Origin of the sequence: Moraxella sp. 179-F 1C4 NHS (assembly GCF_045370505.1) — a bacterium.
Lineage (GTDB): Bacteria > Pseudomonadota > Gammaproteobacteria > Pseudomonadales > Moraxellaceae > Faucicola > Faucicola tetraodonis.
On sequence record NZ_JBIQEC010000029.1, the window covers coordinates 1 to 23,234 of the forward strand.

Genomic DNA, 23,234 nt, shown 5'->3' on the forward strand with positions numbered 1-23,234 from the left:
ATTTGGCTTTATCGTGAAATAAATGGAATAAAAAAGCGCTGAATTGGCGCTAATTTACAAACTCACGAAAAACAATTATTTTAACTATCATCGTTAGTGCTTAGCTCGTAACTCTGACTACGCCCAGATTCTGCAGATTTAATCAGTACGCCCTTATCTACTAAGTCATTAATATCTCGCAAAGCCGTATCTGGCGATGTTTTAGTCATGGCTGCCCATTTCTTGGTGGTCAATTTACCAAAGAAGTCGCCCCACAATCGATTAATCATTATCACTTGGCGTTCATTAAACGTTGTATACCGATGCGTATGCCAAAATTGGGCTTTATCAACCGTCCTTTGGGTACGAGTGAGTGCCATCGTTAAAGCCTGTTCAAGCGTTTGTAAAAACCAAACTAACCAATCTGTTGTTGACGTTAAGCCTTTTTGGGTCGATTCCAAAATCGTATAATACTCTGACCGAGTTGCTAAAATTTGAGCCGACATACTATAGAAACGTCTATCACTGCCATCGCTTTTAGCGAGCATACGTTCGGTAATCGCACGCGTTAAACGCCCATTGCCATCTTCAAAGGGGTGCAGGGTCACAAACCATAAATGTGCAATACCGGCTTTTAAGGTTAAATCTAAATCTGATTGCTCCTCATTATACCAAGCAATAAATTTAGCCAACTCATGTGGCAATCGTTGTGCTGCTGGTGCTTCAAAATGCACTTTAGTGCGACCATAGCCCCCTGATACCACTTGCATGGCACCTGTACGATCATCTCGAAGTCTGCCCGCCTGTATTTTATATAACCCATTAAAACCCGTGGGAAATAACGCCCGATGCCAAGCAAAGATTTCATCGAGCGTTAGTGGTTGGTTAAAATAAAAACTGGCTCTTAACATCATCTCCACAATAGCATCGATTTCTCGAGTGGTTGTTACCAGGGTATCCGGGTCGTATAGATGTTCAATGCCTAAATGCCGGGCCACTGATGAACGTACTTGCTCATTATTGAGTATCTCCCCTTCTATCTCAGATGTTTTAATCACTTCAAGCGTCACAGCGTCCAATTGGGCTTCAAGCGGCAACTCAAAGCCCAGGCTTTGCATTTTACCAAGTAGTTTACCTTGTAATAGACGCACATTAGCTACCAATGGTAATAACTGATTGTTATCAATTTGCCAATCGGTCCAGTTAGGATATTCGTGAATGTATTTTTTATACAGCATTTATATATAGTAAATCCTAAATTAAAATGAACAATGAATAACACAGTCATTGAGTGACTCAAACTGACTCATAGACAGTTGCACATTTTGCTTCACTACCGCCCACTTATTCTCTACAGGATTTAACTCAGGGGAATATGGCGGTAAGTATAACAAGGTTAAATTATATTGTTTAGCAATCTGATTTAAATTGCCACCCCGATGAAACCTTGCATTATCCATGATTAAAAAACGCTGTGGGTAGCTGTCGAGTTCATGTTTAGGCAAAGATTGACCAAGCGTGTGAAGCCAATTTTCTACCGTATCACGCTTACACCCACCTTCAAAGGTCACAGGCGCAATCAGTTTAAATTCAGCCATACTCATTGCACCAATTAGATTTAACCGTTTACCTTTGTTGGCCTCAATTTTAGCATAGCAGGGTTTGCCAACAGGTGACCAACTACGCTGATAACTTTGTCTTTGGTAAAAGCCTGTTTCATCCATGAATAAGATATTGGATAACCCAAACCAAAACGCCATGATAGCTAAACATACGCTAAAACCTTGTTGTTTTACAGGGTCGGCTTCTTTAAAGGTAAAGGTCTTTTTTTAAATGTCCAGTTGATACGATGCAAGGTATCGACAAACGCATTGTAGGATATCCTGACATCAGGATGGTCTTTTAAATATTGTTCTCGTAGCTGTTTAGCGGTGTCAAATTCCTGAGATTTGACGTATTGTTCAAAAGCAATAAGGTCGGTTATGATGTGTTTTACGCCGGTTGGTTGTGCTTTTTTAGGCTGGGTATTACCTTGTTCTTGATACAAATCTATCCAACTGTCTAGGGTATTGCGACAGATACCAAAGGTACGAGCGGTTTTACTTTTGTTGTTCGTTTCTTGCCAGTAGGCAATGGCGCGCTTTCTTAGGTCTTGGTCGTATAGGTTCGGCATGGCACTATCTATCTATGAAAATTTAAATTGTGTTCATTATAATATAGGTTTAACTATAGTAATAAAAAGTAAATGCGGTAATTATAGCAAACAATCACCGCAAAATATGCGGAAAATATCTATTTTGTATTAGTTGATTTTTGTTTAGTAATTAGATTCTAACAACCAATCCACAATATAAATCAGTGGAATACCGTCAATTTGGCGACGCTCATCATACTTTCCTGTAATAACTATCTTTTTATGATTATCTCGTATATGTAATAAATTATCCGTTTCATGGGTATTGTCTGGGATTTGATAAGTCACTTGCACATACAGCAACTCATCCGCCCTGCGAGCCACAAAATCAATTTCTTTACTGTCTAAACGACCCACATCTAAGGTATAGCCCCGTCTCAACAGTTCTAAAAACACAATATTTTCCAATCGATTGGCATAATTTGCCGCTTTTTTACCAATTGCATGACGCCTTAAGCCATTATCGACAATAAAGTACTTAGCATTCGTCTTAAGATACCCCTTCCCTCGGATATCATATTGCTGCACCTTATAGAACAAAAACGCATTTTCTAATAACTCAAGATATTTATTAATGGTATGATTCGAGGTTGGCACTCGCTCACTGGTCAATGTGTTACTGATTTTGCTTGGATTAACTAACTGCCCGACATTATCAGCTAAAAATAAAATGACGCTTTTTAAAATATGGGTATCTTTCACCCCTGCCCGATGCGCAATATCATTGAGCACAATCGAATCAAAAATTCCTGATAAAATAGTATCCTTTAAAGGCTCATCTGCCATAACAACACTGGGAAACCCGCCGTATTGTTCATACTCAAGATAATATTTATCAACCAACCTAGAATCCACAGGTACTTGCTTAGCTAACAGATACTCTCTAAAGGACAAGGGATAAATGTTAATCGCCACATAGCGACCACTTAATAAAGTCGCCAATTCCCCAGAGAGTAAATTGGCATTAGAGCCTGTAATCACAATATCAGTGTTAAAGCTAACTCGGACCGCATTAATAATTTTTTGCCATCCGTCTACAAATTGGATTTCATCAAATAACAAATAGACTTTATTTTCACTGCCTTTAAGTTTTTCATTGATTAATTGGCTAAAATCATCTGCATCTTTAACCCATTGATACTCAAAGCTCTCAAAATTGATATAAATAATATTTTCTGTACTGATTTGTTGAGACAGCAAATAATCTCGATATTGCATCAATAACACAGATTTACCAGAACGGCGCACCCCGGTTATCACTTTTATAAAATCTGAATCTTTAAATTGAATCAGTTGCTGTAAATATTTTTCTCGAGAAATCATCAATTATCCCATTTAGTACTTTATTTCCAATTTTAGCAAATTTAACAAAATATTGGAAAATAATTTCCAATGATTACTATAACTTTAAACTAATGGAAAATAAATGCATTTTTTTAGAAAAATATATATTATCTGAATCATATTTCATTTTATCTAGTTTTTACGGATTTTTTAAAATAAATAATCAATTTATCATCAAAGAACAAACTCATAAATAAATGTTATAGATTTTCTTTAAATGTTAATTCAATGAAAACACCTGTTATTGTTGAATAAATCTATATGAGCAAATTTGATTGTTTTTACCCCAGTTTTATTCAATAATATTGTCTATTATTTATTTCAATAAAAACCTATCAATGATATTATGCTAGTCATTTATTTTTGTGTTTTATTGTAATTTATGTATTGACAATAATATTTTTATTCTAAATTTTAATTGATGCTTTTTAGATATTATCTCGTGTGTTTGGATAACTTTTAGTTATGGTTATAAGGTAAGTTAAAATTAGTCGATATTTTCCGTAGAGTAAATATTTGTTCATTATTTTGTTGCTGCGTGTTTGGCTATTTTTTAGGAGGCTATTTTGACGGTTCAGGTAATTGGTTATGCTCGGGTGTCAACCAAGGAGCAAGATTTGTCTTTGCAGCTTGATGCTTTGAGTAAATATGGCTGTGATCGAATTTTTACTGATAAGCTAAGTAGTGTAAAAGAACGCCAAGGGTTAACAGATGCGTTAGGGTATTTACGCGACGGTGATACCTTGGTGGTTTGGAAGTTAGATAGGTTGTGTCGCTCCCTACCCGATTTGATTAAAATCAGTGAGCAAATTCGGACGGCGGGTGCACAGCTTGTGAGTATTACCGAGAGTATTGATACCAGCACACCTGCCGGTCGGTTGTATTTTAATATTTTAGGAGCACTGGGTCAGATGGAGCGTGAGCTGATTCAAGAGCGGGTAAAGGCGGGTCTTGCGGCAGCGCGTCGCCGTGGTAAAGTCCCGGGTAAGCCTAGGGTGAGTGAGGAGAAGTTGGAACTGGCTCGTCGGGAGTTGTCTGCTGGACGGACTTATCCTGAGGTGGCAAGAATTCTAGGGGTGCATCCGCAGACGTTGTATCGGCTGGTGCCTGTTAAGTCTCTCAATATTGCTTAATACAATGTAGCTGTTATTATGTAGATTAAATGATGACAAAAGTTGTTTCCATTAGTTTAATTCTATAAGATTACAACTGCATTTATTATAGAGGTTTTCTACTGCCATCTATCTGAATAGCCACCGATTTTGTAGACACCTTAAAATTAGATAAAATGGCTAATTTATGAGGTGATTATGAGCGGTAAACGATACCCTGAAGAATTCAAAATCGAAGCAGTTAAACAAGTGACAGAAAAAGGCTATAGCGTAGCAGAAGTCGCTACACGTTTAGGCATGATCACCCATAGCCTTTATGCTTGGATTAAAAGATACGATCAAGGTCAATCCAAAGCAACCAAAGACAAGATTCAACTGCCGAACTTGCTAGGCTAAAAAAACGGTCGTTTTATAGATATCTCACCCATTATCATTTTTAAAAATACTCGACTAAATTCCTTAGTGTGCTATTTTTCCGTTTTCTGTGGTGACCCCTAAGTGTATAGCTTATTTGGCTTACCAGTAAATATTAACAGTGGTCTTAATTCATTAACGCCACTACCGATTGATTATGATTTTTGATAATATCAGTCAAGGATAATGTCATTAGATGCCCATCTTTTACTACCACTTTGCCATTAATAATGGATAAATCCACGTTGGAAGGTGTGCAGAATACTAGTGAGGCGACTGGGTCGTGAATCGCACCGCCTGCCATGGCTAAGGTATCAGTACGAAATGCGATTATATCCGCACTCATACCTGCTTGTATTATCCCGATATCGTCACGGTCTAGGACATCTGCACCGCCACGTGTTGCCATGCGAAGCACTTCTCGAGCAGTTAATGCATCAGGTGCATCAATCACTCGACCCAATAGCATTGCTTGTCTAGCTTCTCCTAATAAATTACCACAGTCATTAGAAGCAGAGCCATCTACCCCTAATCCGACTGGTACATGTGCATTGAGCATTTTTTTGATAGGGGCAATACCTGATGCCAGTCGCATATTGGAGCATGGACAGTGAGCAACGCCAGTCTTAGTACGAGAAAATAAATCAATACCGTGATTGTCAAGTTTTACACAGTGGGCGTGCCACACATCCTGTCCCACCCAACCTAATGATTCGGCATACTCAGCAGGTGTCATACCAAAGTTTGCAATGCTGTACGCCACGTCATTATCACTTTCTGCTAGATGAGTATGCATACAAACATGATATTCTCTAGCAAGTAGAGCAGTTTGTTTCATCAATTCTTGACTAACGCTAAATGGTGAGCAAGGGGCTAATGCAACCCGAGTCATCGCATGGCGATTAGCATTGTGAAACTGTTCGATAAGTCGCACACTATCTTTGAGCACAGCGTCTTCAGTTTCAACCAAGTTATCAGGTGGCAAGCCTCCTTTGCTTTCACCAACTGTCATACTGCCACGACAAGCATGAAACCGCATACCAATGGCGTGCGATGCTTCGATGCTGTCATCTAGACGTGAGCCATTGGGGTAAAGATACAGATGGTCGCTAGTTGTCGTGCAACCAGAAAAGATAAGCTCAGCCATCGCTGTTAATGTGGAATTGTAAATCATTCGTGGTTTTAAATTTCGCCAAATAGGGTAGAGGGTTTGCAACCAACCAAATAATTCGGCATTTTGTCCTTTTGGTACGGCTCTCGTTAGACTTTGGAACATATGATGATGAGTATTAACCAAGCCGGGCAATACCACATGATGTGTTAAATCAATCTCTTCATCAACCTGTATATAATTATCGTGGATATATTTAACAATCTCAGTGGTTGTTCCTACCGCAGTGATTACATTATTGGTAATTAAAATGGAGGCATTGGCAATTTCACGCCCTTCATCGTCCATAGTAGCTAACATTTCGATGTTTTTTAATAACTTATAACCCATGATTATTCCTCTTTTATATTTTTCAATTGTGATAACACACCTTTCATAACTCCTAAAAATCATTTTGCAACTTTTATACCAGTATACAAAATATAATCACTAATTAAAAAATATGTATACAAAAGTATTTATAAAAAATTAAATGGCATATAAAATGCAAATATTAGTTCTATTGCTAATAAATAAATAACTAATAAATGAACCAAAACTGTGAGTATAATCATGTTTCCTGCTAATTCAGTTCAGCATAATCGCCCTGTTCGCTTTTATTTTCGTCAAGAGATATGTGAAATCATACCTAGTCATACCACTCAAACCGTTTTACAATTTTTGCGAGAAAGTTGTCGAGCTACAGGAACAAAGGAAGGCTGTGGTGAAGGCGATTGTGGAGCTTGTACGGTTGTTATTGGCAAGCTCGATGAACAAAATCAATTGCACTTAGAAGCGGTTAATGCTTGTATCCAATTTTTACCAACGCTAGATGGATGTGCTTTATTTACCATTGAAGATTTGCAAAATTTATCAGATGACCTTCACCCAATTCAACATGCGATGATTACGGCTCATGGCTCTCAGTGTGGATTTTGCACACCAGGGATTATCATGTCGTTGTGGGCAATGTACGAAAATAGTGCAAGTTGCCCAAATGAGGAACAAATACTAGATGCGTTATCGGGTAATTTATGCCGTTGTACGGGTTATCGACCGATAATTGATGCGGTTAAATTAGCGTATGAGTCGCCAAGAGTCACATTTGATAAAGCAAAAATCATTGATGCTGTACAGTCTTTACAGGCTTTACCATCATTAGTATTGATGGTTAAAGACCAGCAATTTTTTATCCCCAAAACTCTTGAAGCATTGGCTGAATTATATAAGACCTATCCAAAAGCTAGATTGCTCTCAGGTAGTACGGATATCGGGTTGTGGGTAACCAAACAACATCGACAGCTTGATAATTTAATTTTTATCAACCATATCCTAGCACTAAAAACTATTAATAACACAGCCGATTATGTGGAAATTGGGGCAGGAGTGAGCTTACAAGATGCGTTTACGGCATTGATAGCACAAAATAGCGGTTGGCAAGAATTGGCTCGTCGATTTGCATCTAAACAAATTAAAAATGCAGGTACATTAGGCGGTAATATTGCGAATGGCTCACCGATTGGTGATAGTATGCCTGCTTTAATTGCTCAATCCGCAAAGCTTGTATTACGCTGTGGTGAACAGGTTCGCACATTAGCTTTGGACGAATTCTATATTGCTTATCAAAAAAATGCGTTGCAACCGAGTGAGTTTATTACCGCCATTCAAGTGCCGAATCACCAAAATTTACCTGATGAATTAAGTTATTTTGCTACTTATAAAGTTGCAAAACGCTTTGATGCCGATATTTCAGCGGTATGTGGGGCATATTTTGTGAAGTTAGATAAACAAAACAAAGTAAGCGAAATCCGAATTGTTTATGGCGGTATGGCAGAAATTCCTAAACGAGCCAAACATTTAGAAGCGGCATTACACCATCAAGAATGGCTGGAAGCGAATATTGACAATGCTTTGTCTGAGATTGAACAAGATTTCACCCCATTGACCGATGGTAGAGCTAGTGAACATTATCGTTTATTGGTTGCCAAAAACTTATTGAAACGCTTTTATTTTGAGTCTCAAGTAACAGCTGGGACTACAAACGAACCAAAGCTCATTCGTTTAACTCAAATCGCATAACAAAATCAAAAAATACAAGAAGGCTAAGAGAGAACAACCGCAATGAATGATATGACGGTCACCCAAAAAAATACCTATGTGGGCAAATCTATCACCCATGAAAGTGCCCATTTACATGTGTCTGGCAAAGCTAATTATGTGGATGATATTCCCGAAGTTGAGGGCACATTGTATGCAGGATTGGGCTTGGCAGAAATAGCTCATGGTAAGATTATCAACATGGATTTGTCAGCAGTCTGGCAGGCTGAAGGTGTCGTGAGCGTGCTGACAGGCACAGAATTATTACACAATAATTGTGGTCCGGTGGTCGCTGATGAGCCGATTATTGCAACCGATACGGTTAGCTTCTTTGGACAGGTAATTTTTGTAGTGGTGGCAAAAACCTATCAACAGGCTCAGCAAGCAAGCCGATTGGCGAAAGTAACCTATGAAGCGTTAGAACCTATTTTGACTATTGAGCAGGCAATAGCACGACAATCTTGGATACTGCCACCTGTACAACTCACCGCAGGCGATGCCAATGCAAAACTTGCCGTTGCTCCTTATCGATTACAAGGGATGGCCCAAGTCGGCGGACAAGAGCATTTTTATCTCGAAGGGCAAATTTGCTATGCCTACCCAAAAGAAGAGGATATGCTTCAAGTGCTATGCTCAACCCAACATCCCACCGAAATGCAATTACTGATTAGCGAGGCTGTGGGCTATGGCATGCACCAAGTCAGTGTTGAAGTGCGACGCATGGGCGGAGGATTTGGGGGGAAAGAATCGCAATCAGCTCAATGGGCGTGTATTACAGCAATTTTGTCAGTTAAATTGAAACGTCCTGTGAAGCTACGACTTGACCGTGATACTGACATGATAGTCACAGGTAAACGCCATGGCTTTGCTTATCAATGGGACGTGGGTTTTGATGAGCAAGGGATGATTTTAGGCTTATATATTCAGTTAGCCTCTAATTGTGGCTCATCAACAGATTTATCAGGACCAGTAAATGATAGGGCGATTTGCCACGTTGACAATGGCTATTATCTCGATGCGGTCACCATTGACAGTCTACGTTGTAAAACCAATACCGTCTCTAATACGGCCTTTCGAGGCTTTGGTGGTCCACAAGGCATGTTCCCGATAGAGTACATCATGGATGATATTGGATATGCGTTAGATATTGACCCCCTCATTATACGTCAACGTAATTTCTATACCGCTATGTCTGAGCAAGCGGGTATTGATTTTTCTGCAGAAAATATCGACGAAATTGCCCCACGCTCCAAAACCCCTTACGGCACTTATGTTAAAGATAGTATTTTACCTGACTTGGTGAGTAAACTTGCTGAGCATTGCGATTATTTCACTAGACGAGAAACTATCAAGAGCTTTAACGAGCAAAGCCCGATTATCAAAAAGGGCTTGGCATTAACGCCTGTAAAATTTGGTATTTCGTTTAATGCGACACTGTTTAATCAAGCAGGGGCATTGGTGCATATTTATACCGATGGTACAATCTTGGTGAATCATGGTGGCACCGAGATGGGGCAGGGACTATATAGCAAAATCCGCCAAATTGTCGCCCATGAATTTAGCCTTGATTTATCAAAAATTAGATTGTCAGCGACTGACACTGCCAAAGTGCCTAATACCTCAGCTACTGCTGCGTCTAGTGGTACAGATTTAAATGGTAAAGCAGCCCAAGCCGCCTGTATTAATATTCGCAATCGCTTACAAACATTTGCCGCCGAATTAGCGAATACTAAGCCTAGTCAAGTGCAGTTTAAAGATGGATATATTTATGCAAGTGGGCAATCTTGGCAATTTGCTGAATTTATCAAACTCGCTTATCAAGCTCGGATACAACTGTGGGATAGTGGTTTTTATAAAACGCCTGATATCCATTGGAATCCCGTGTTACGTTATGGCAGACCATTTTTTTATTTTGCCTATGGAGCGGCAGCGAGCGAAGTAGCCATAGATACTTTAACAGGAGAAAGTAAAGTGTTACGAGTCGATATTTTACATGATGTCGGTAACTCGATTAATCCTGCGATTGATATTGGACAAATTGAAGGAGGATTTATTCAAGGCATGGGGTGGTTAACGTCTGAAGAACTGTACTGGGTGCCAGAAGGACGCAAACAAGGACATTTATTTACCCATGCACCATCCACTTATAAAATCCCAACTGCTACCGATATGCCGAAAATTTTTAATGTAAATTTGTACGACAACCAAAACCTTGAAAATACTATCCATCGTTCAAAAGCAGTGGGCGAACCCCCTTTTATGTTGGCATTATCGGTATTTTCTGCACTACGTGACGCGGTATCTACAAGTATAACTACCCCAATATTGCAAAATGGTATTAAGGTTAAGCCTTTTTTATCTGCACCTGCGACGCCTGAAGCGATTTTGCAAGCCATTGTCAATGCCAAACAGCATGTGAATAGTCAAACGCATTTATCAAATCTATCAAATCAATAATCTAAAGTTTATATAAATCAATATGATAAATGAATGGATAGACAAGCTTGCATTATGGCTCACACAGAATAGTGACTGTGTATTAGTCACTGTGATGTCAGTGATTGGCTCAGCACCTAGAGAAGTGGGTGCGAGTATGGTGGTACGCCTTACAAATGACCCTCAACAAACAATTGAGAGCGTTGGTAGCATTGGTGGAGGGCATTTAGAGTGGCAATCGCTTAATATCGCTCAGTCGATGTTGAGTAACCAAAGCGAACCATCACTAATTATGGAACGATTTAATCTTGGTGCAAGATTAGGACAATGTTGTGGTGGTCGAGTTCTCGTATTATTTGAAAGAATTAGCCATTTAGATGTCGACTTTTTTAACAATTTTCTTTATCAAACCCAACACGGGCAAACGCTGTCTCGTTATTTATCGTCAAGTGATAAGCATTCAACATGGCAAATCAAAAAAGCAATAGAGACCCAACAGTCTAAAACATGTTATGAGATTATGCATCAAGATGGTTCTTGTTTAAATAATAAAGAAAATACTTGGCAATTCTCTCAAATTATTGAATCTACTCGCTTTCATGTATATTTATTTGGAGCAGGGCACGTTGCTCAAGCATTAGTGAAACTGTTACTTCCACTTGCTGTGAAAGTACATTGGATAGAAACACGAGATTATCAAAATAGGATTGAGAATATTGATTTATCCCATGCTTACTTAGATTATCAAGAAACCGATATTCCTGAAAAACTTATCGAAACCGCTTTACCAAATAGTTTCTTCATTGTGATGACTCATGATCACGGCTTAGATTTTCAGCTTTGCCAAGCTATTCTCAAACGCCAAGTAAAACAACAAGATATTCGCTACTTTGGCATGATAGGCTCAACCACCAAGCGAGCTAATTTTGAACGGCGTCTACTTGCTAGAGGTGTTTCACCAGAGACTTTAACTTCCTTAATCTGTCCGATGGGAATTACGGGTATTCACAGTAAAGAGCCTAATCTCATTGCGATTGCTATTACCGCCCAGTTGTTGCAATACCTTTAAATTAGTTATACCTAGTCATTAATATCTCCTTGCTTTAAATCTGCATTGGCACATAAATTGCTTTTCTATAAATACAATTATTTTTTTATATTGTATACAAATTATGTTAAATAAGGAGCATTTATGAAAATTATTATTATTGGTGCAGGTATTGGTGGCTTGAGTGCGGGGATTGGACTCAAAAAACAAGGACACCAGGTTACTGTTTATGAGCGTGTGGAAAAGATTTTGCCAGTTGGAGCGGCTATTTCGGTTTGGTCAAACGGTGTTAAATGCTTAAACTATCTGGGATTAAACGAGGAAGTCAAAGCATTGGGTGGTGACATGGCGAACCTAGCCTATATTGATGGTTTCACCAATTCGGTGATGACCCAATTTAGTCTACAGCCCTTGGTCGAAGAAGCAGGTCAAAAGCCTTACCCCGTGTCTCGGGCTGAATTACAAGCAATGCTAATGGAAGCTTTTGGTAAAGAGGATGTCAAACTAGGCATCGGCTTAGTCAATATTGAGCAGAATCTAGCCCAAAAAGATAGCAAAGTGACAGCGTATTTCTCCGATGGTTCGTCTGATACTGCTGATTTGTTAATTGGAGCGGACGGTACACATTCATTTACTCGTAAATATATTCTTGGCAAAAAACTCGAGAGACGTTACGCAGGGTATGTGAATTGGAATGGTTTAGTGGAAATTGATGAATCCATCGCACCTGCTGATCAATGGACGACATTTGTAGGTGAAGGAAAACGGGTATCACTCATGCCAATAGCAGGTGGACGGTTCTATTTCTTCTTCGACGTACCATTACCTGTTGGCCTACCCAATGAAAGATATAATTATAAAACGTTATTAAAACAATACTTTACAGGTTGGTGTGAGCCAGTACAAAAACTTATCGACAAAATTGACCCTGCCAAAACTAACCGTGTCGAAATCCATGATATTGAGCCATTTGATACTTGGGTAAAAGGTCGGGTCGTCTTATTAGGGGATTCTGCTCACGGTACAACCCCTGATATTGGGCAAGGTGGCTGTCAAGCCTTAGAAGATTCGATTTATTTAACTCGTTCCTTAGCGATTAATACCAACAGTATTGACGATGCGTTGAAACGTTATGTCGAAGTGCGAGCACCACGAGCCAATCATTTAGTAATGGTCGCTCGCAAACGTTGCGGCGTGACCCATGGGGAAGATCCAGCCGCAACTCAAGCATGGTACGACGAACTTCGCCAAGAAGATGGCAAGCGAATATTACAAGGTATCCTCAATAATATTCAAGGCAATCCTTTAGATTAAAATTAAGAAATTCACTTCAAAAAAACCCTGTTTTAACAGGGTTTTTTTATGGTCAATGATTAAACAAAAAGAAAATTATAGATATTGTATACAATAAAATAATTATTTTATGAAAAATTGTAAAAACTGGCATACTAATTGCTATCCCTTAAAGTAGTAACTAAAGCAGATACCTAGGAAAATCAGAGATGAATATAGCTGAATTTAATCAACTGCCGATGCAACAAGCAACAGAAATCTTAAGAAATTGTGTACAAATATCATCTTGGGGCGAGAATATTGTTGTACATCGTCCATTTATTAATAGCGAGAATCTATATAACTACGCTAAACAGCAAACAGACACTTGGACATGGCAACAAATTAGCGAGGCGTTGGGCAATCATCCTCGAATTGGTGAGAAAAAAGCCATCCAATCCTTGAATGAAAGAGAACAACAATTCTCTAAAAACGAGCAAAGCAACGTTAACCTCACCAATGCAGTGCAGGATGCTCTATATAAAGGGAATGTAGATTATGAAAATAAATTTGGCTTTATTTTTTTGATTCGAGCATTGGGTCGAAGCACTGAAGAGATACTGGCTGAATTAAACCGCCGTCTTAACAATACGCCAGAGCAAGAACAACTTGAAGTTAAAGACCAACTTTCACAAATTGCACTTTTACGATTAAAACAGGAGGTAACTGCATGACTACATTAAGCACCCACATTTTAGACACCACGCTTGGACTACCTGCAAGTAATGTTCAAGTGAGTTTATACCAACTACAAAACGAAATGCCACAGCTACTCAGCCAAGGAATTACCGATGAATCAGGCAGAATCAAGCAGTTTGAATTACCCAGTGATAATCGAGCGTTAGCAATAGGTGAGTATCAATTAGTATTTGCGACAGCTGAGTATTTTGCCAAGAATAAAAGAGCGTGCTTTTATCCGAAAGTGATAATCGACTTTGTTCTTGATGGCACACAAGCTCATTGTCATGTGCCATTGCTGATTAGCTCTTATGGTTTTTCGACTTATCGTGGCAGTTAGACAAAATCTTTAAAAAAAAATGAGAAATAAAAGGAGATTATGATGACTATAAATACATTCACCACTATACGACCTGAAGACGAACAACTCGGTATGACTAAAAACGTGGCTTATGGCTTGCAACACGTTTTAACGATGTACGGCGGTATCATCGCAGTGCCACTTATTATTGGTTCGGCGGCGGGATTAAAACCTGCCGAAATCGGAACACTTATCGCAGCAAGTTTATTTGTGGGGGGATTAGCTACGCTTTTACAAACCCTTGGTATTAAATACTTTGGGGCGAAACTACCTATTGTGCAAGGCGTGTCATTTGCCGGGGTAGCCACTATGCTGGCGATTATTACTACAGGTGGTAGTTTACCTATGGTATTTGGTGCGGTAATGGTAGCATCAGTGGTTGGCTTAATTATCTCACCTTTCTTTTCTCGTTTATTAAGATTTTTTCCGCCTGTGGTGACAGGGTCAGTCATTACCATGATTGGCTTGTCTCTAATTCCCGTAAGTATTCGCTGGATAATGGGTGGTAATCCAAAAGCACCAACATGGGGTGACCCTGGTAATGTTGGGTTAGCATTAGCAACTTTGGGTGTTATTTTATTACTCAGTATCACTCGTAATCCTTTGGTGCGTCGCTTGGCTATTTTGATAGCAATGGCGGTTGGGACAATCATTGCTGCGATGTTTGGTATGGTTGATTTTTCCAAAGTAGGTACAGGAGCATTCTTTGCTATTCCCAATGTTTTCCAATTCGGTGCCCCTGTCTTTGATGTAGCTGCCATTATCTCAATGTGTATTGTGACATTGGTCACCATGACAGAAACGACAGCAGACATTTTGGCAGTTGGTGAAATTGTGGGTACATCTGTTGATGAACGCCGTGTCGCTGACGGTCTGCGTGCAGATTTACTCTCTAGTGCGATTGCTCCAATGTTTGGTTCATTTATGCAAACGGCATTTGCTCAAAACGTTGGTTTAGTAGCTATGACAGGAATTAAAAGTCGTTTTGTGGTGGCAACTGCGGGTGCAATTTTGGTGACTCTAGGTTTATTGCCTGTTTTAGGTCGTGTCGTGGCATCTATACCTATGCCAGTTTTGGGCGGTGCAGGAATCATTCTGTTTGGTAGCGTGGCAGCTAGCGGCATTCGTACGTTATCTAAAGTTAATTATGAAAATCAAAATAATCTCATTATTGTAGCAACTGCCATCTCGATTGGTTTAATTCCTGTGGTGAGCCAAGATTTTTATGAGCATTTCCCAGCATGGGTAAAAACTCTGTTTCATTCTGGAATTAGTTCAACTTGCATCACTGCTATTTTGTTGAATTTATTATTTAACTCTAAATTGTTAGCAAAAAAATCGACTACCCCATTAGCTGACACCGGAACGGCATCAACCTCATCAGCGGTGACTCATTATTAATTTTGAAAACTTTACACTTAATCATCTTTTGGAGGAAACAATGCAACAAACTTATTTAAAACACAAAAATTTATATTGGGCGATCTTAGTAGCTTTGGGATTACCGAGTATGGCGATTGCTACCCCTACCAACAATCCGCCTTTAACCCTAAATCATTTGTCAGGGTTGCAACAAGATTGCACCGTCACCAATAACTCAGTTGACAGTCTTGGTAAAGCCTTTAGCTGTGGTACTGTGAGTGGTGCAATCAAAACCGCCTATTATTCTCTTAATAACGCATATTTTGGTGGAAAAAGCCAAGATACCGTTGCAACAGGCGGTTACATCCGCTATGAAACTGCCCCTTTTTATGGCGTACAAGCAGCCGTTGGTTACGACATCCAACGTAGGCTTGATGATGATAATGGACATGCCGAAGTTAGTGAATTTAAAAATGATAAAGATGGTCTTGCTGAAGCTTATGTAAAATGGCAAAACAATAAAGCGCGTGTCACTGTGGGCAACCAGCGTTTGGATGTTCCATTTTTGGGGGATTACTCCGATTTTCGTATTTTGCAAAACCTGTATCAAGCCGCTGACGTCAAATTGGGTAACAATGATGACTTCATTCGAGCGACCAAAGTGAATAAATTCAAAAGCTATGGCGAAGACGAATTTTATAAAACCAGTCGTCAAAGTGCCGTAAAAGAAACTGATGGTATGTGGTCAGTGGGTGCGGGCAAAAGTTACAAACTTGCCAATGGCAATCAGTTAAAAGGGCAAGTTTGGTATGAAGATTATGATGATTACACCAAACTAGCGTATGCACAAGGCAATTATGCGTTAGCCAATCATCCATTAAAGCCTGAGTTTGCCGTGCAATACATCACAGGCAAAGACCAAGGGAAAGCGTTAGAAGGCAACGTCGATAGCCAAATGTATGGGGCTATGCTTAGTCTAAAACCTACAAGCAATGCAACTGTCAAACTGGCGTATGACCGCATTCAACCACAAAGTGACGCTTATCGTAATGGAGCATTATTGACACCTTATAGCACAAACACCTCATCGAGTGTGATTTTTGCTCAGCCGTTTTTTACCAGTACCCAAGACTTGGGGGCAGGTAATGCTTATATGATTGGCGTGGATGGCAAATATGACGACCAAACCAACCTTGGGGCGAGATTGTCTTATATGGATTTAAAAGAAAGCAAAAACGTCGATAGCCGTGACCAAACTGAGTTGATGGTGTATGGCATCCATAATTTCTCAGGTAAATTAAAAGGGCTTAGTATCAGCAACTTTGCAGGGATTCAGCATTCACCCCGTTTTGATGGACGAGAAAACTTTTGGCAAAACCGTTTAATGTTGTCTGTGAAGTTTTAAACAATTGATTGCCAAGGAGAGCTATTGGAATTCATGACATAGGGATATAACAATATTAGGAAATAACAATCATAGGATAATATTTCAAAACACTCAAATAATAAAAAACTTTTATAACAATACTAAAAACCCATTAAGTCTAAATTCTTAATGGGTATTATTTTTGATTAACCTTAGCAAAATAGGTATAAAAAAGGGCATATTTATCATGCTCTTTTTTCCTAAATTATTTTCTCATAACTGGGATATTAAAATTCTACCTGCACTTGCCACTCATTAATATCCAATTCAATACAATTTATGCCTTCACCACCCACTCTGTCGACCACTAAAAATTGACAAACTTGATTTAAAGCCAAAAGCGGATGATGCCATGTACCAGCATGATATTGCACCCCTTGGTAATGACGAGCATAAAATGCGTGTAACTCATCAGCCGATTTTGGCTCATCACCTGCTTTGGCAACTACAACCAAATAATCTTGTTTATCCAAGCTAAAAAAAGCTTGAGAACCAAACGGATGATATTCCATCACTGACAGTACCGCAGGCAATGCGCGTGGCTGTGCCAAAAAGATGCTAAGTCCAACACTCCCATCATCATGGCTGACAGTGGCAATTTGGTGATGACGCTCGGCAAAGCCTTGATTGATAGTAAAGCGATTTTGTGGTGTTGCTTCATTATCTTTATACAGCTCGATGACATCGCCAAACGGAGCAAAATCCGCTTTGGTCAACGGTTTGGCGGTTAGAGTAGTAGTTATATGTTTTGTCATATTATCCATTACCTTTAAGCAATTTTACCAAACAATTTAATTCGGCTAATCCCCCCATCAGGAAAAATATTGACTCGTACATGAGTAATCGGTTTCTTCAGCACAATCTCGTTAAACTCATGCATACTATCGGCACTCAATTGCTGAGACTCAAGCAAGGTTTCCCAAAACATACTTTGGGTAATAAGAGCTTGCCTGGGCAAATCGGGAGCATATACAGCTTGAATCGATACTTTGTCAGGGAAATTACCTTTAAAAAATGCGGTATCGACCACGATTTTATTGACAATACCTGCTTGTCCTAACTTTAGAATACACCAGTCATTTCCTGGCTCACGACGGCGACGAGTCTCCCAACCTTCACCCATGTTTGGGGCTTTATTGGGTAGTAACAGATTACTTGCTTTACCAAAGTGGGCGTCGTTCCACGCAATCGCTTGACCGCCATTTAACGCACTTACCAAATCAATATCACCTTGAGAATCAGTTGTTTCGGCAAAGACAATTTCACCGTACACACGCAAACGAGCAACACCACCATCAGGATAAATGCTTAAGCGAATATGGGTAATTACACTGTCTGTGTTTTCACTTGCGATATAATGATGAGAATTACCTTGAAGGCTTACCATATTGGTGAGCGGTTGCCAGCTTTGTTGTGTCCAAAAATCTGCATTTTCATTATCATTAGCTTGTTCAAGCTTGATACCTTCAATTTGACATGCAGGCGGAAAGTTACCCGTAAAGTTGCTAGTATCAATGTCAAAACCTTGAATTTTGGCAGGTTTGGCAAGCTTAATTACCAAATAATCATTACCTAAATGGCGTTTACGACGGGTTTCCCAACCGTCCATCCATTTGCCATTGTCATCATATTTGCCGACGATAAATACTGCAGGTTCAGCATTTAAGATTCGTTCCTTAACCGCAAAAAACTCATCACTGGCAAATAACGCTTTTGCTCCAAGGCGGTCATCAGCAACGTTAATCAGATTGGTAAAATCGGGTAAAACTGGGGTCTCAATTACAGAAGGTTCGCTCATTTATTAATCCTTGAAGTCCATTAAAATAACCAATTAAATGTGTTTTCGCTGGTCGCTGGGTGCTGTTCGTACCAATGTTTGGCGATTTCATCACGACGGCAAATCCATACATCAGGCTTACTGGTGATATAGTCGATGAATTTTTTAAGAGCGACAATACGTCCTGCACGACCAATCATGCGACAATGTAAGCCAATCGATAGCATTTTTGGCGTTTCTTGTCCCTCTTCATACAGAGTATCAAAACTATCTTTTAAATATTGATAAAACGGCTCAGCATTGGTATAACCTGGGCTCGATGCAAAACGCATATCATTGGTTTCAAGCGAATAAGGAATAATAAGCTGTGGACGAGTGAAAATTTTGTCGCCTTCAGTCACTCGCACATTGAGCCAGTAGGGAAGTTCATCAGCATATGAATCTGAGTCATACTGATATCCGCCTTGAGCCACTACTAATTCACGAGTATTGGGACTATCTCGTCCTGTGTACCAACCGATGGGTTGAAAACCCATCATTTTTTTAAAGATTTCAGTAGCGTCGGCAATATGGCGAGCTTCAGTTTGTCTATCCATCATTTGATGATTGACCCAACGTAAACCATGACTGGCAACTTCGTGCCCATATTCGAGCACTCTTTCTAAAATATGGGGCGTACGAGCAACCGACATGGCACAAGAAAAGGTCGTTAGCTTTAAATCATGGGCTTTAAACAAATCCAGCACCCGCCACACGCCGACACGGCTACCATATTCAAATGCTGACTCCACTGATTGATGGCGATTAGGAAAAATCTGTGTGCCCAAAATATCTGACAAAAACATCTCAGAGCCAGCATCGCCGTGCATGACTGCATTTTCTGCCCCTTCTTCAAGGTTTAGCACAAACTGCACCGCAATTTTTGCCCCATTTTTCCAGTTGGCTTTGGGCGGATTGTCGCAATACCCCTTCAAATCTCGGGGATAATGCGGTAGGTCAATGGGGGTAACGTGCTTAAATTGCGGTGTGGACATAGTCGCTCCTAATGATAAAAACTGCGAATTTATTTATCGCCTAGTTTGTTAAATAATTCGTTAAAATTTGGCGGTTGTTTGGGTTGTGGCTCAATCAGTAACTGCTCGGCAAGTTCGGATAAATGTTCTGCCATATCATTTTTAAGTAACGCTTTATCGGTCTGTTGTAGCAGTTTGATTAAATCAAAATGGCAATGATTATCACATTGCATGGTCGTCGGATTGCTATACATGGCAATGGCAAGCGACGTGCGAGCAATCAGTTGCTCAATTAAAGTAATCAAAGTCACATTGTCGGTAAATTTGGCAAGTTGAATATGAAAATCGCCTGAGAGTTTATTGGCAAGTCCGTACTCGGCTTTGCGTAATGCCACCATTTCAGCATCACAAATTTTATTTAACGTATTAATTTGGGACGTGTTTAGCGGTAACTCTAATAAATCAATCACCCCAAGTTCCAAAATTTTACGGGTGGTAAAAATTTCATTAACTTGCGGTTTGCCCATTGACGCCACAAAACAACCCCGATTCGGTAATTGCACCACTAACTGCTCATAAATCAATCGTTGTAGAATCTTACGCACTCGAGTACGGCTAACATTAAAACTTTTTGCTAATTCATCTTCAGGCAAATGCGTGTCAGGCTTGAGATAATGCTCGTGAATCGCCCGAAATAGCATTTGGTACATTTGGTCATCAGTGGTTTTGGTTGAGTCGCTCATAATAATTGCCTTAAAAAGTGAAAAATCTAAGTCTGTTTAACCACTATTATGCACCGAAACGATGCAAGTCTCCCAAAAATGGCTTAGCAATTGGGAACGCCAAATCACCATGCTTACTGGTTTTTAAATTCATACCGACCATTGCTTCAATCAGTTTCACTGCACTTTTTACCCCATCAATCACAGGAATACCCACCGCTTGCTCAATCGTATCAGTCAAATGGGACATCCCACCACAGCCCAACACAATCGCCCCTGCACCATTATCACGGGCTTGTATTGATTTGCTGATTATTGCTTTGAGTGCGGTGTCATCTTCTAAGGCGAGTACAGGCAAATCGACTGCCAGTACTTGAGGGCAAAGATGTCTATAGCCGTATTGTTGAAGCAAATGTTTAGCGATAATTACGGTGCGTTGTAGGCTCGTTACTACGGCAAACTGCGTACTTATCATGCTTGCCATCACAAAGCCAGCTTGAGCAATGCCAATCACAGGTTTGTCGGTCAGTTCTCTCACTGCCCAGATATTGGGGTCACCAAAACACGCCAAAATCATGCCGTCCGCCCCTTCACTATCCGCCTTTCTTACTTCTTCAGCAACTCCGACAATGCTCATCGCTTCATCAAAATGCGACTCAATCGACACAGCTCCATGTTTTGGCGTTCTACCGACGATTTCTGTGCTTGCATTAGCAACAGCTTGAGCACTCTCCTGCATCTGCTCGGTCATGTGTTGACTGGTGTTGGGGTTGATTAAATGGATTTTCATAGCAAACCTACGATTAAAATTTTTCAGTAATTGTATACAATAATATTTTATATTTCAAATTAATTATTTTATATGTAGAAAAGCTTATTTCAATTTCTATGCCAAAAACAGCGTATTATCAACATTATAAAATATGTGGCATGAATATTGCTCGTTAAATCGTACGTTATGTAATTTAATATTAGACTTTATTGTATACAAATAATCATTGAAGTTAGTGGCATCACAAAAGGAGTAAGTCATGCTCGACAAATCTGCCATCATCGCCCAAACTCCATCTAGACCTATCATATCTCAGTATGGTACGGTGCATCAGTTACCAACTGGCTATAGCGACCGCTTATATAATGAAGACCTTGCTCCATTAGTGGCGGGTAAAGACCGAAGCAGTCGCCAAGATTGGAACTGGTACAACATCTTTGCCTTTTGGATGTCAGACGTGCATAGCGTGGGTGGTTATGTGTTTGCAGGTAGTTTGTTTGCGTTGGGGATTCAAAGTTGGCAAGTGCTGTTGGCATTAATTGTCGGCATCATGATTGTGCAAGTCCTGTGCAATCTAGTGGCAAAACCTAGCCAACAAGCGGGCGTACCATATCCAGTGGCATGTCGTATGCCGTTTGGGGTATTTGGGGCAAATTTGCCTGCGATTATTCGTGGTTTAATTGCGGTAGCATGGTATGGGGTACAAACTTTTTTGGCTTCAAAATCACTAGAAATTATCTTGCTATGGGCAATGCCAAGCTTGAAAAGCTTAGAACAAACCAACTTGCTTGGGCTAAATTTGCTCGGTTGGCTCGCCTTCATGGTGATGTGGGTACTTCAAGCTTTGGTGTTTTGGCGAGGAATTGATACCATCAAAAAATTTATCGATTGGGCAGGACCTGCGGTGTATGTAGTGATGCTTGCGTTAATGTGTTGGATTGTCAATCGTGCAGGATTAGCAAATATCAATTTAAACTTAGCTGAAGTAAAATATCATGGCATGGATTCTATTTTACCAACGATTACGGCGATTGCCTTAGTGGTGTCGTACTTTTCAGGACCGATGCTCAATTTTGGAGATTTTGCTCGCTATGGCAAAAGCTACGATGACGTCAAAAAAGGCAATTTTTGGGGGTTGCCGATTAACTTTACCTTATTTGCGTTGGTCACTGTGGTGATTACGTCTGGTACTATTCCTGTATTCGGGAAAATGCTGACTGATCCGATTGATACCGTCGCCCGCATTGATAACGTGGCAGTTATGCTTTTAGGGGCGTTAACCTTTGTGACAGCGACAATTGGCATTAATATCGTGGCTAACTTTGTTGCCCCTGCGTTTGATTTTTCTAACGTATCACCCAAAAACATCAGCTTTCGCATGGGTGGCTTTATTGCAGCGATTGGTGCAGTGTTTATCACGCCTTGGAACTTATTTAATTCACCACAAGTGATTCATTATACCCTTGATATTTTAGCTGCCTTTATCGGTCCACTATTTGGGATTTTGCTGACTGATTTTTATCTCATCCGTAAACAAGAGATTAAAGTGGATGATTTATACACTACTGACCAAAGCGGTGCTTACTGGTATAGCAACGGCTGGAATCCTAAAGCGGTAATGGCTTTAATCCCTGCGGTAGTGGTGGGTGTGGCGATTACCTTGATGGGCTTAAAAGAGTTGGCGGATTTTAATTGGTTTATTGGGTGTGGTCTAGGTGCAGTCATGTATTATATATTGATGCCAAAAACCAATAATCATTAAAAATTGAGATCAGCACAGAAAACGGAAAAAATAGGACTGTCAGGACTTTTGTCGATTATTTTTAACTATCTTTTACTTGTCTAAAAAACGGTCGTTTTTTAGATATCTCATTCTGGGCAAAAAATAAGGGCTTTTAGCCCCCAGCCTTGTATAGCAAGTCGTCAATCAAACAAATGCCAACTATTCTTAACAGCAAAAGTTTTTAATGAGCAACGCGCAGTAGCACTTGGGGTTCAACTTTTGCAATTTTCAGCA

The 23,234-nt window shown here is 39.8% G+C and carries 20 protein-coding genes and 1 pseudogene; 11 read left to right on the plus strand and 10 right to left on the minus strand.

Going from position 1 to position 23,234, the window contains the following annotated elements; translation table 11 throughout:
- Nucleotides 1-80: 80 nt before the first annotated feature.
- The 4 genes from ACH0AB_RS10500 to ACH0AB_RS10515 form a co-directional block, all read right to left on the minus strand.
- Nucleotides 81-1,217, minus strand: coding sequence for a Fic family protein (locus ACH0AB_RS10500; RefSeq protein ID WP_406878123.1), 1,137 nt, complete (start codon nt 1,215-1,217; stop codon nt 81-83).
- Nucleotides 1,218-1,238: 21 nt separating this feature from the next.
- Nucleotides 1,239-1,739, minus strand: coding sequence for an IS630 family transposase (locus ACH0AB_RS10505; RefSeq protein ID WP_368892767.1), 501 nt, complete (start codon nt 1,737-1,739; stop codon nt 1,239-1,241).
- A gap of 32 nt (nt 1,740-1,771) precedes the next feature.
- Complete coding sequence (locus ACH0AB_RS10510; protein WP_219334471.1) at nt 1,772-2,152, minus strand: helix-turn-helix domain-containing protein; 381 nt, start codon at nt 2,150-2,152, stop codon at nt 1,772-1,774.
- Between the two features lie 144 nt (nt 2,153-2,296).
- A complete protein-coding gene (locus ACH0AB_RS10515) occupies nt 2,297-3,496 on the minus strand; it encodes an ATP-binding protein (RefSeq protein ID WP_406878124.1) in 1,200 nt (399 codons plus the stop codon).
- A gap of 587 nt (nt 3,497-4,083) precedes the next feature.
- On the opposite strand from ACH0AB_RS10515, the gene ACH0AB_RS10520 reads away from it, so the two are divergent.
- Both ACH0AB_RS10520 and ACH0AB_RS10525 read left to right on the plus strand, forming a co-directional pair.
- Nucleotides 4,084-4,650 carry a recombinase family protein gene (locus ACH0AB_RS10520; RefSeq protein WP_159675765.1) on the plus strand — a complete coding sequence of 189 codons (567 nt, stop codon included), beginning with the start codon at nt 4,084-4,086 and terminating at the stop codon, nt 4,648-4,650.
- A 177-nt stretch (nt 4,651-4,827) separates the two neighbouring features.
- Nucleotides 4,828-5,027 (plus strand): annotated as a pseudogene (locus ACH0AB_RS10525) (transposase); the annotation flags it as partial.
- Nucleotides 5,028-5,170: 143 nt separating this feature from the next.
- Here ACH0AB_RS10525 and ACH0AB_RS10530 read toward each other — a convergent pair.
- A complete protein-coding gene (locus tag ACH0AB_RS10530) occupies nt 5,171-6,544 on the minus strand; it encodes an 8-oxoguanine deaminase (RefSeq protein WP_096489733.1) in 1,374 nt (457 codons plus the stop codon).
- Nucleotides 6,545-6,766: 222 nt separating this feature from the next.
- Here ACH0AB_RS10530 and xdhA point away from each other — a divergent pair, with 222 nt between their 5' ends.
- The 8 genes from xdhA (at nt 6,767) to ACH0AB_RS10570 (ending at nt 16,912) form a co-directional block, all read left to right on the plus strand.
- Nucleotides 6,767-8,272 (plus strand): xanthine dehydrogenase small subunit, encoded by a 1,506-nt coding sequence (gene xdhA / locus ACH0AB_RS10535; RefSeq protein WP_406878125.1) that lies wholly within the window; start codon nt 6,767-6,769, stop codon nt 8,270-8,272.
- Nucleotides 8,273-8,314: 42 nt separating this feature from the next.
- The gene (gene xdhB / locus ACH0AB_RS10540) at nt 8,315-10,747 is read left to right on the plus strand and encodes a xanthine dehydrogenase molybdopterin binding subunit (protein ID WP_406878126.1); all 2,433 of its coding nucleotides are present in this window, start codon (nt 8,315-8,317) and stop codon (nt 10,745-10,747) included.
- Between the two features lie 22 nt (nt 10,748-10,769).
- Nucleotides 10,770-11,795, plus strand: coding sequence for a xanthine dehydrogenase accessory protein XdhC (xdhC, locus tag ACH0AB_RS10545; protein WP_406878127.1), 1,026 nt, complete (start codon nt 10,770-10,772; stop codon nt 11,793-11,795).
- A gap of 123 nt (nt 11,796-11,918) precedes the next feature.
- Nucleotides 11,919-13,088 carry an FAD-dependent urate hydroxylase HpxO gene (gene hpxO / locus ACH0AB_RS10550; RefSeq protein ID WP_406878128.1) on the plus strand — a complete coding sequence of 390 codons (1,170 nt, stop codon included), beginning with the start codon at nt 11,919-11,921 and terminating at the stop codon, nt 13,086-13,088.
- A gap of 188 nt (nt 13,089-13,276) precedes the next feature.
- The gene (gene uraD, locus ACH0AB_RS10555) at nt 13,277-13,780 is read left to right on the plus strand and encodes a 2-oxo-4-hydroxy-4-carboxy-5-ureidoimidazoline decarboxylase (RefSeq protein ID WP_007114997.1); all 504 of its coding nucleotides are present in this window, start codon (nt 13,277-13,279) and stop codon (nt 13,778-13,780) included.
- Nucleotides 13,777-14,124, plus strand: a complete 348-nt coding sequence (gene uraH / locus ACH0AB_RS10560; protein WP_007114996.1) for a hydroxyisourate hydrolase — start codon at nt 13,777-13,779, stop codon at nt 14,122-14,124. The genes uraD and uraH overlap by 4 nt, the downstream gene beginning before the upstream one ends.
- A 42-nt stretch (nt 14,125-14,166) precedes the next feature.
- Nucleotides 14,167-15,546: a nucleobase:cation symporter-2 family protein gene (locus ACH0AB_RS10565; protein ID WP_406878129.1), complete on the plus strand. Its 1,380-nt coding sequence runs from the start codon at nt 14,167-14,169 to the stop codon at nt 15,544-15,546.
- Nucleotides 15,547-15,586: 40 nt separating this feature from the next.
- Nucleotides 15,587-16,912 (plus strand): OprD family outer membrane porin, encoded by a 1,326-nt coding sequence (locus ACH0AB_RS10570; RefSeq protein WP_406878130.1) that lies wholly within the window; start codon nt 15,587-15,589, stop codon nt 16,910-16,912.
- Between the two features lie 248 nt (nt 16,913-17,160).
- Here the strand turns inward: ACH0AB_RS10570 and ACH0AB_RS10575 are convergent, their stop codons facing one another.
- Genes ACH0AB_RS10575 through ACH0AB_RS10595 form a run of 5 tightly spaced genes read right to left on the minus strand, consistent with a single transcriptional unit; the run spans nt 17,161 to nt 21,235 of the window.
- Nucleotides 17,161-17,688, minus strand: coding sequence for an ureidoglycolate lyase (locus tag ACH0AB_RS10575; protein ID WP_406878131.1), 528 nt, complete (start codon nt 17,686-17,688; stop codon nt 17,161-17,163).
- A gap of 14 nt (nt 17,689-17,702) precedes the next feature.
- Entirely contained in the window at nt 17,703-18,731 is a 1,029-nt protein-coding gene (alc, locus tag ACH0AB_RS10580) for an allantoicase (protein WP_406878132.1), read from the minus strand.
- A 20-nt stretch (nt 18,732-18,751) separates the two neighbouring features.
- Nucleotides 18,752-19,744: an allantoinase PuuE gene (gene puuE, locus ACH0AB_RS10585; protein ID WP_406878133.1), complete on the minus strand. Its 993-nt coding sequence runs from the start codon at nt 19,742-19,744 to the stop codon at nt 18,752-18,754.
- A 29-nt stretch (nt 19,745-19,773) separates the two neighbouring features.
- Nucleotides 19,774-20,466, minus strand: coding sequence for a GntR family transcriptional regulator (locus tag ACH0AB_RS10590; protein ID WP_007114990.1), 693 nt, complete (start codon nt 20,464-20,466; stop codon nt 19,774-19,776).
- A gap of 46 nt (nt 20,467-20,512) precedes the next feature.
- Nucleotides 20,513-21,235 (minus strand): aspartate/glutamate racemase family protein, encoded by a 723-nt coding sequence (locus tag ACH0AB_RS10595; RefSeq protein WP_007114989.1) that lies wholly within the window; start codon nt 21,233-21,235, stop codon nt 20,513-20,515.
- 241 nt (nt 21,236-21,476) lie between these two features.
- On the opposite strand from ACH0AB_RS10595, the gene ACH0AB_RS10600 reads away from it, so the two are divergent.
- Nucleotides 21,477-22,979, plus strand: coding sequence for an NCS1 family nucleobase:cation symporter-1 (locus ACH0AB_RS10600; RefSeq protein ID WP_060995550.1), 1,503 nt, complete (start codon nt 21,477-21,479; stop codon nt 22,977-22,979).
- Nucleotides 22,980-23,234 lie beyond the last annotated feature (255 nt).

Bases quoted from the DNA above. Each gene is read 5' to 3' on its own strand.
- ACH0AB_RS10530 (WP_096489733.1), bottom strand. From the start codon at position 6,544: ATGGGTTATAAGTTATTAAAAAACATCGAAATGTTAGCTACTATGGAC.
- ACH0AB_RS10595 (WP_007114989.1), bottom strand. From the start codon at position 21,235: ATGAAAATCCATTTAATCAACCCCAACACCAGTCAACACATGACCGAG.
- ACH0AB_RS10505 (WP_368892767.1), bottom strand. From the start codon at position 1,739: ATGGCGTTTTGGTTTGGGTTATCCAATATCTTATTCATGGATGAAACA.
- uraH (WP_007114996.1), top strand. From the start codon at position 13,777: ATGACTACATTAAGCACCCACATTTTAGACACCACGCTTGGACTACCT.
- puuE (WP_406878133.1), bottom strand. From the start codon at position 19,744: ATGTCCACACCGCAATTTAAGCACGTTACCCCCATTGACCTACCGCAT.
- alc (WP_406878132.1), bottom strand. From the start codon at position 18,731: ATGAGCGAACCTTCTGTAATTGAGACCCCAGTTTTACCCGATTTTACC.
- uraD (WP_007114997.1), top strand. From the start codon at position 13,277: ATGAATATAGCTGAATTTAATCAACTGCCGATGCAACAAGCAACAGAA.
- ACH0AB_RS10590 (WP_007114990.1), bottom strand. From the start codon at position 20,466: ATGAGCGACTCAACCAAAACCACTGATGACCAAATGTACCAAATGCTA.
- ACH0AB_RS10575 (WP_406878131.1), bottom strand. From the start codon at position 17,688: ATGACAAAACATATAACTACTACTCTAACCGCCAAACCGTTGACCAAA.
- ACH0AB_RS10500 (WP_406878123.1), bottom strand. From the start codon at position 1,217: ATGCTGTATAAAAAATACATTCACGAATATCCTAACTGGACCGATTGG.
- xdhA (WP_406878125.1), top strand. From the start codon at position 6,767: ATGTTTCCTGCTAATTCAGTTCAGCATAATCGCCCTGTTCGCTTTTAT.
- xdhB (WP_406878126.1), top strand. From the start codon at position 8,315: ATGAATGATATGACGGTCACCCAAAAAAATACCTATGTGGGCAAATCT.
- xdhC (WP_406878127.1), top strand. From the start codon at position 10,770: ATGATAAATGAATGGATAGACAAGCTTGCATTATGGCTCACACAGAAT.
- ACH0AB_RS10565 (WP_406878129.1), top strand. From the start codon at position 14,167: ATGACTATAAATACATTCACCACTATACGACCTGAAGACGAACAACTC.
- ACH0AB_RS10570 (WP_406878130.1), top strand. From the start codon at position 15,587: ATGCAACAAACTTATTTAAAACACAAAAATTTATATTGGGCGATCTTA.
- ACH0AB_RS10600 (WP_060995550.1), top strand. From the start codon at position 21,477: ATGCTCGACAAATCTGCCATCATCGCCCAAACTCCATCTAGACCTATC.
- ACH0AB_RS10510 (WP_219334471.1), bottom strand. From the start codon at position 2,152: ATGCCGAACCTATACGACCAAGACCTAAGAAAGCGCGCCATTGCCTAC.
- ACH0AB_RS10515 (WP_406878124.1), bottom strand. From the start codon at position 3,496: ATGATTTCTCGAGAAAAATATTTACAGCAACTGATTCAATTTAAAGAT.
- hpxO (WP_406878128.1), top strand. From the start codon at position 11,919: ATGAAAATTATTATTATTGGTGCAGGTATTGGTGGCTTGAGTGCGGGG.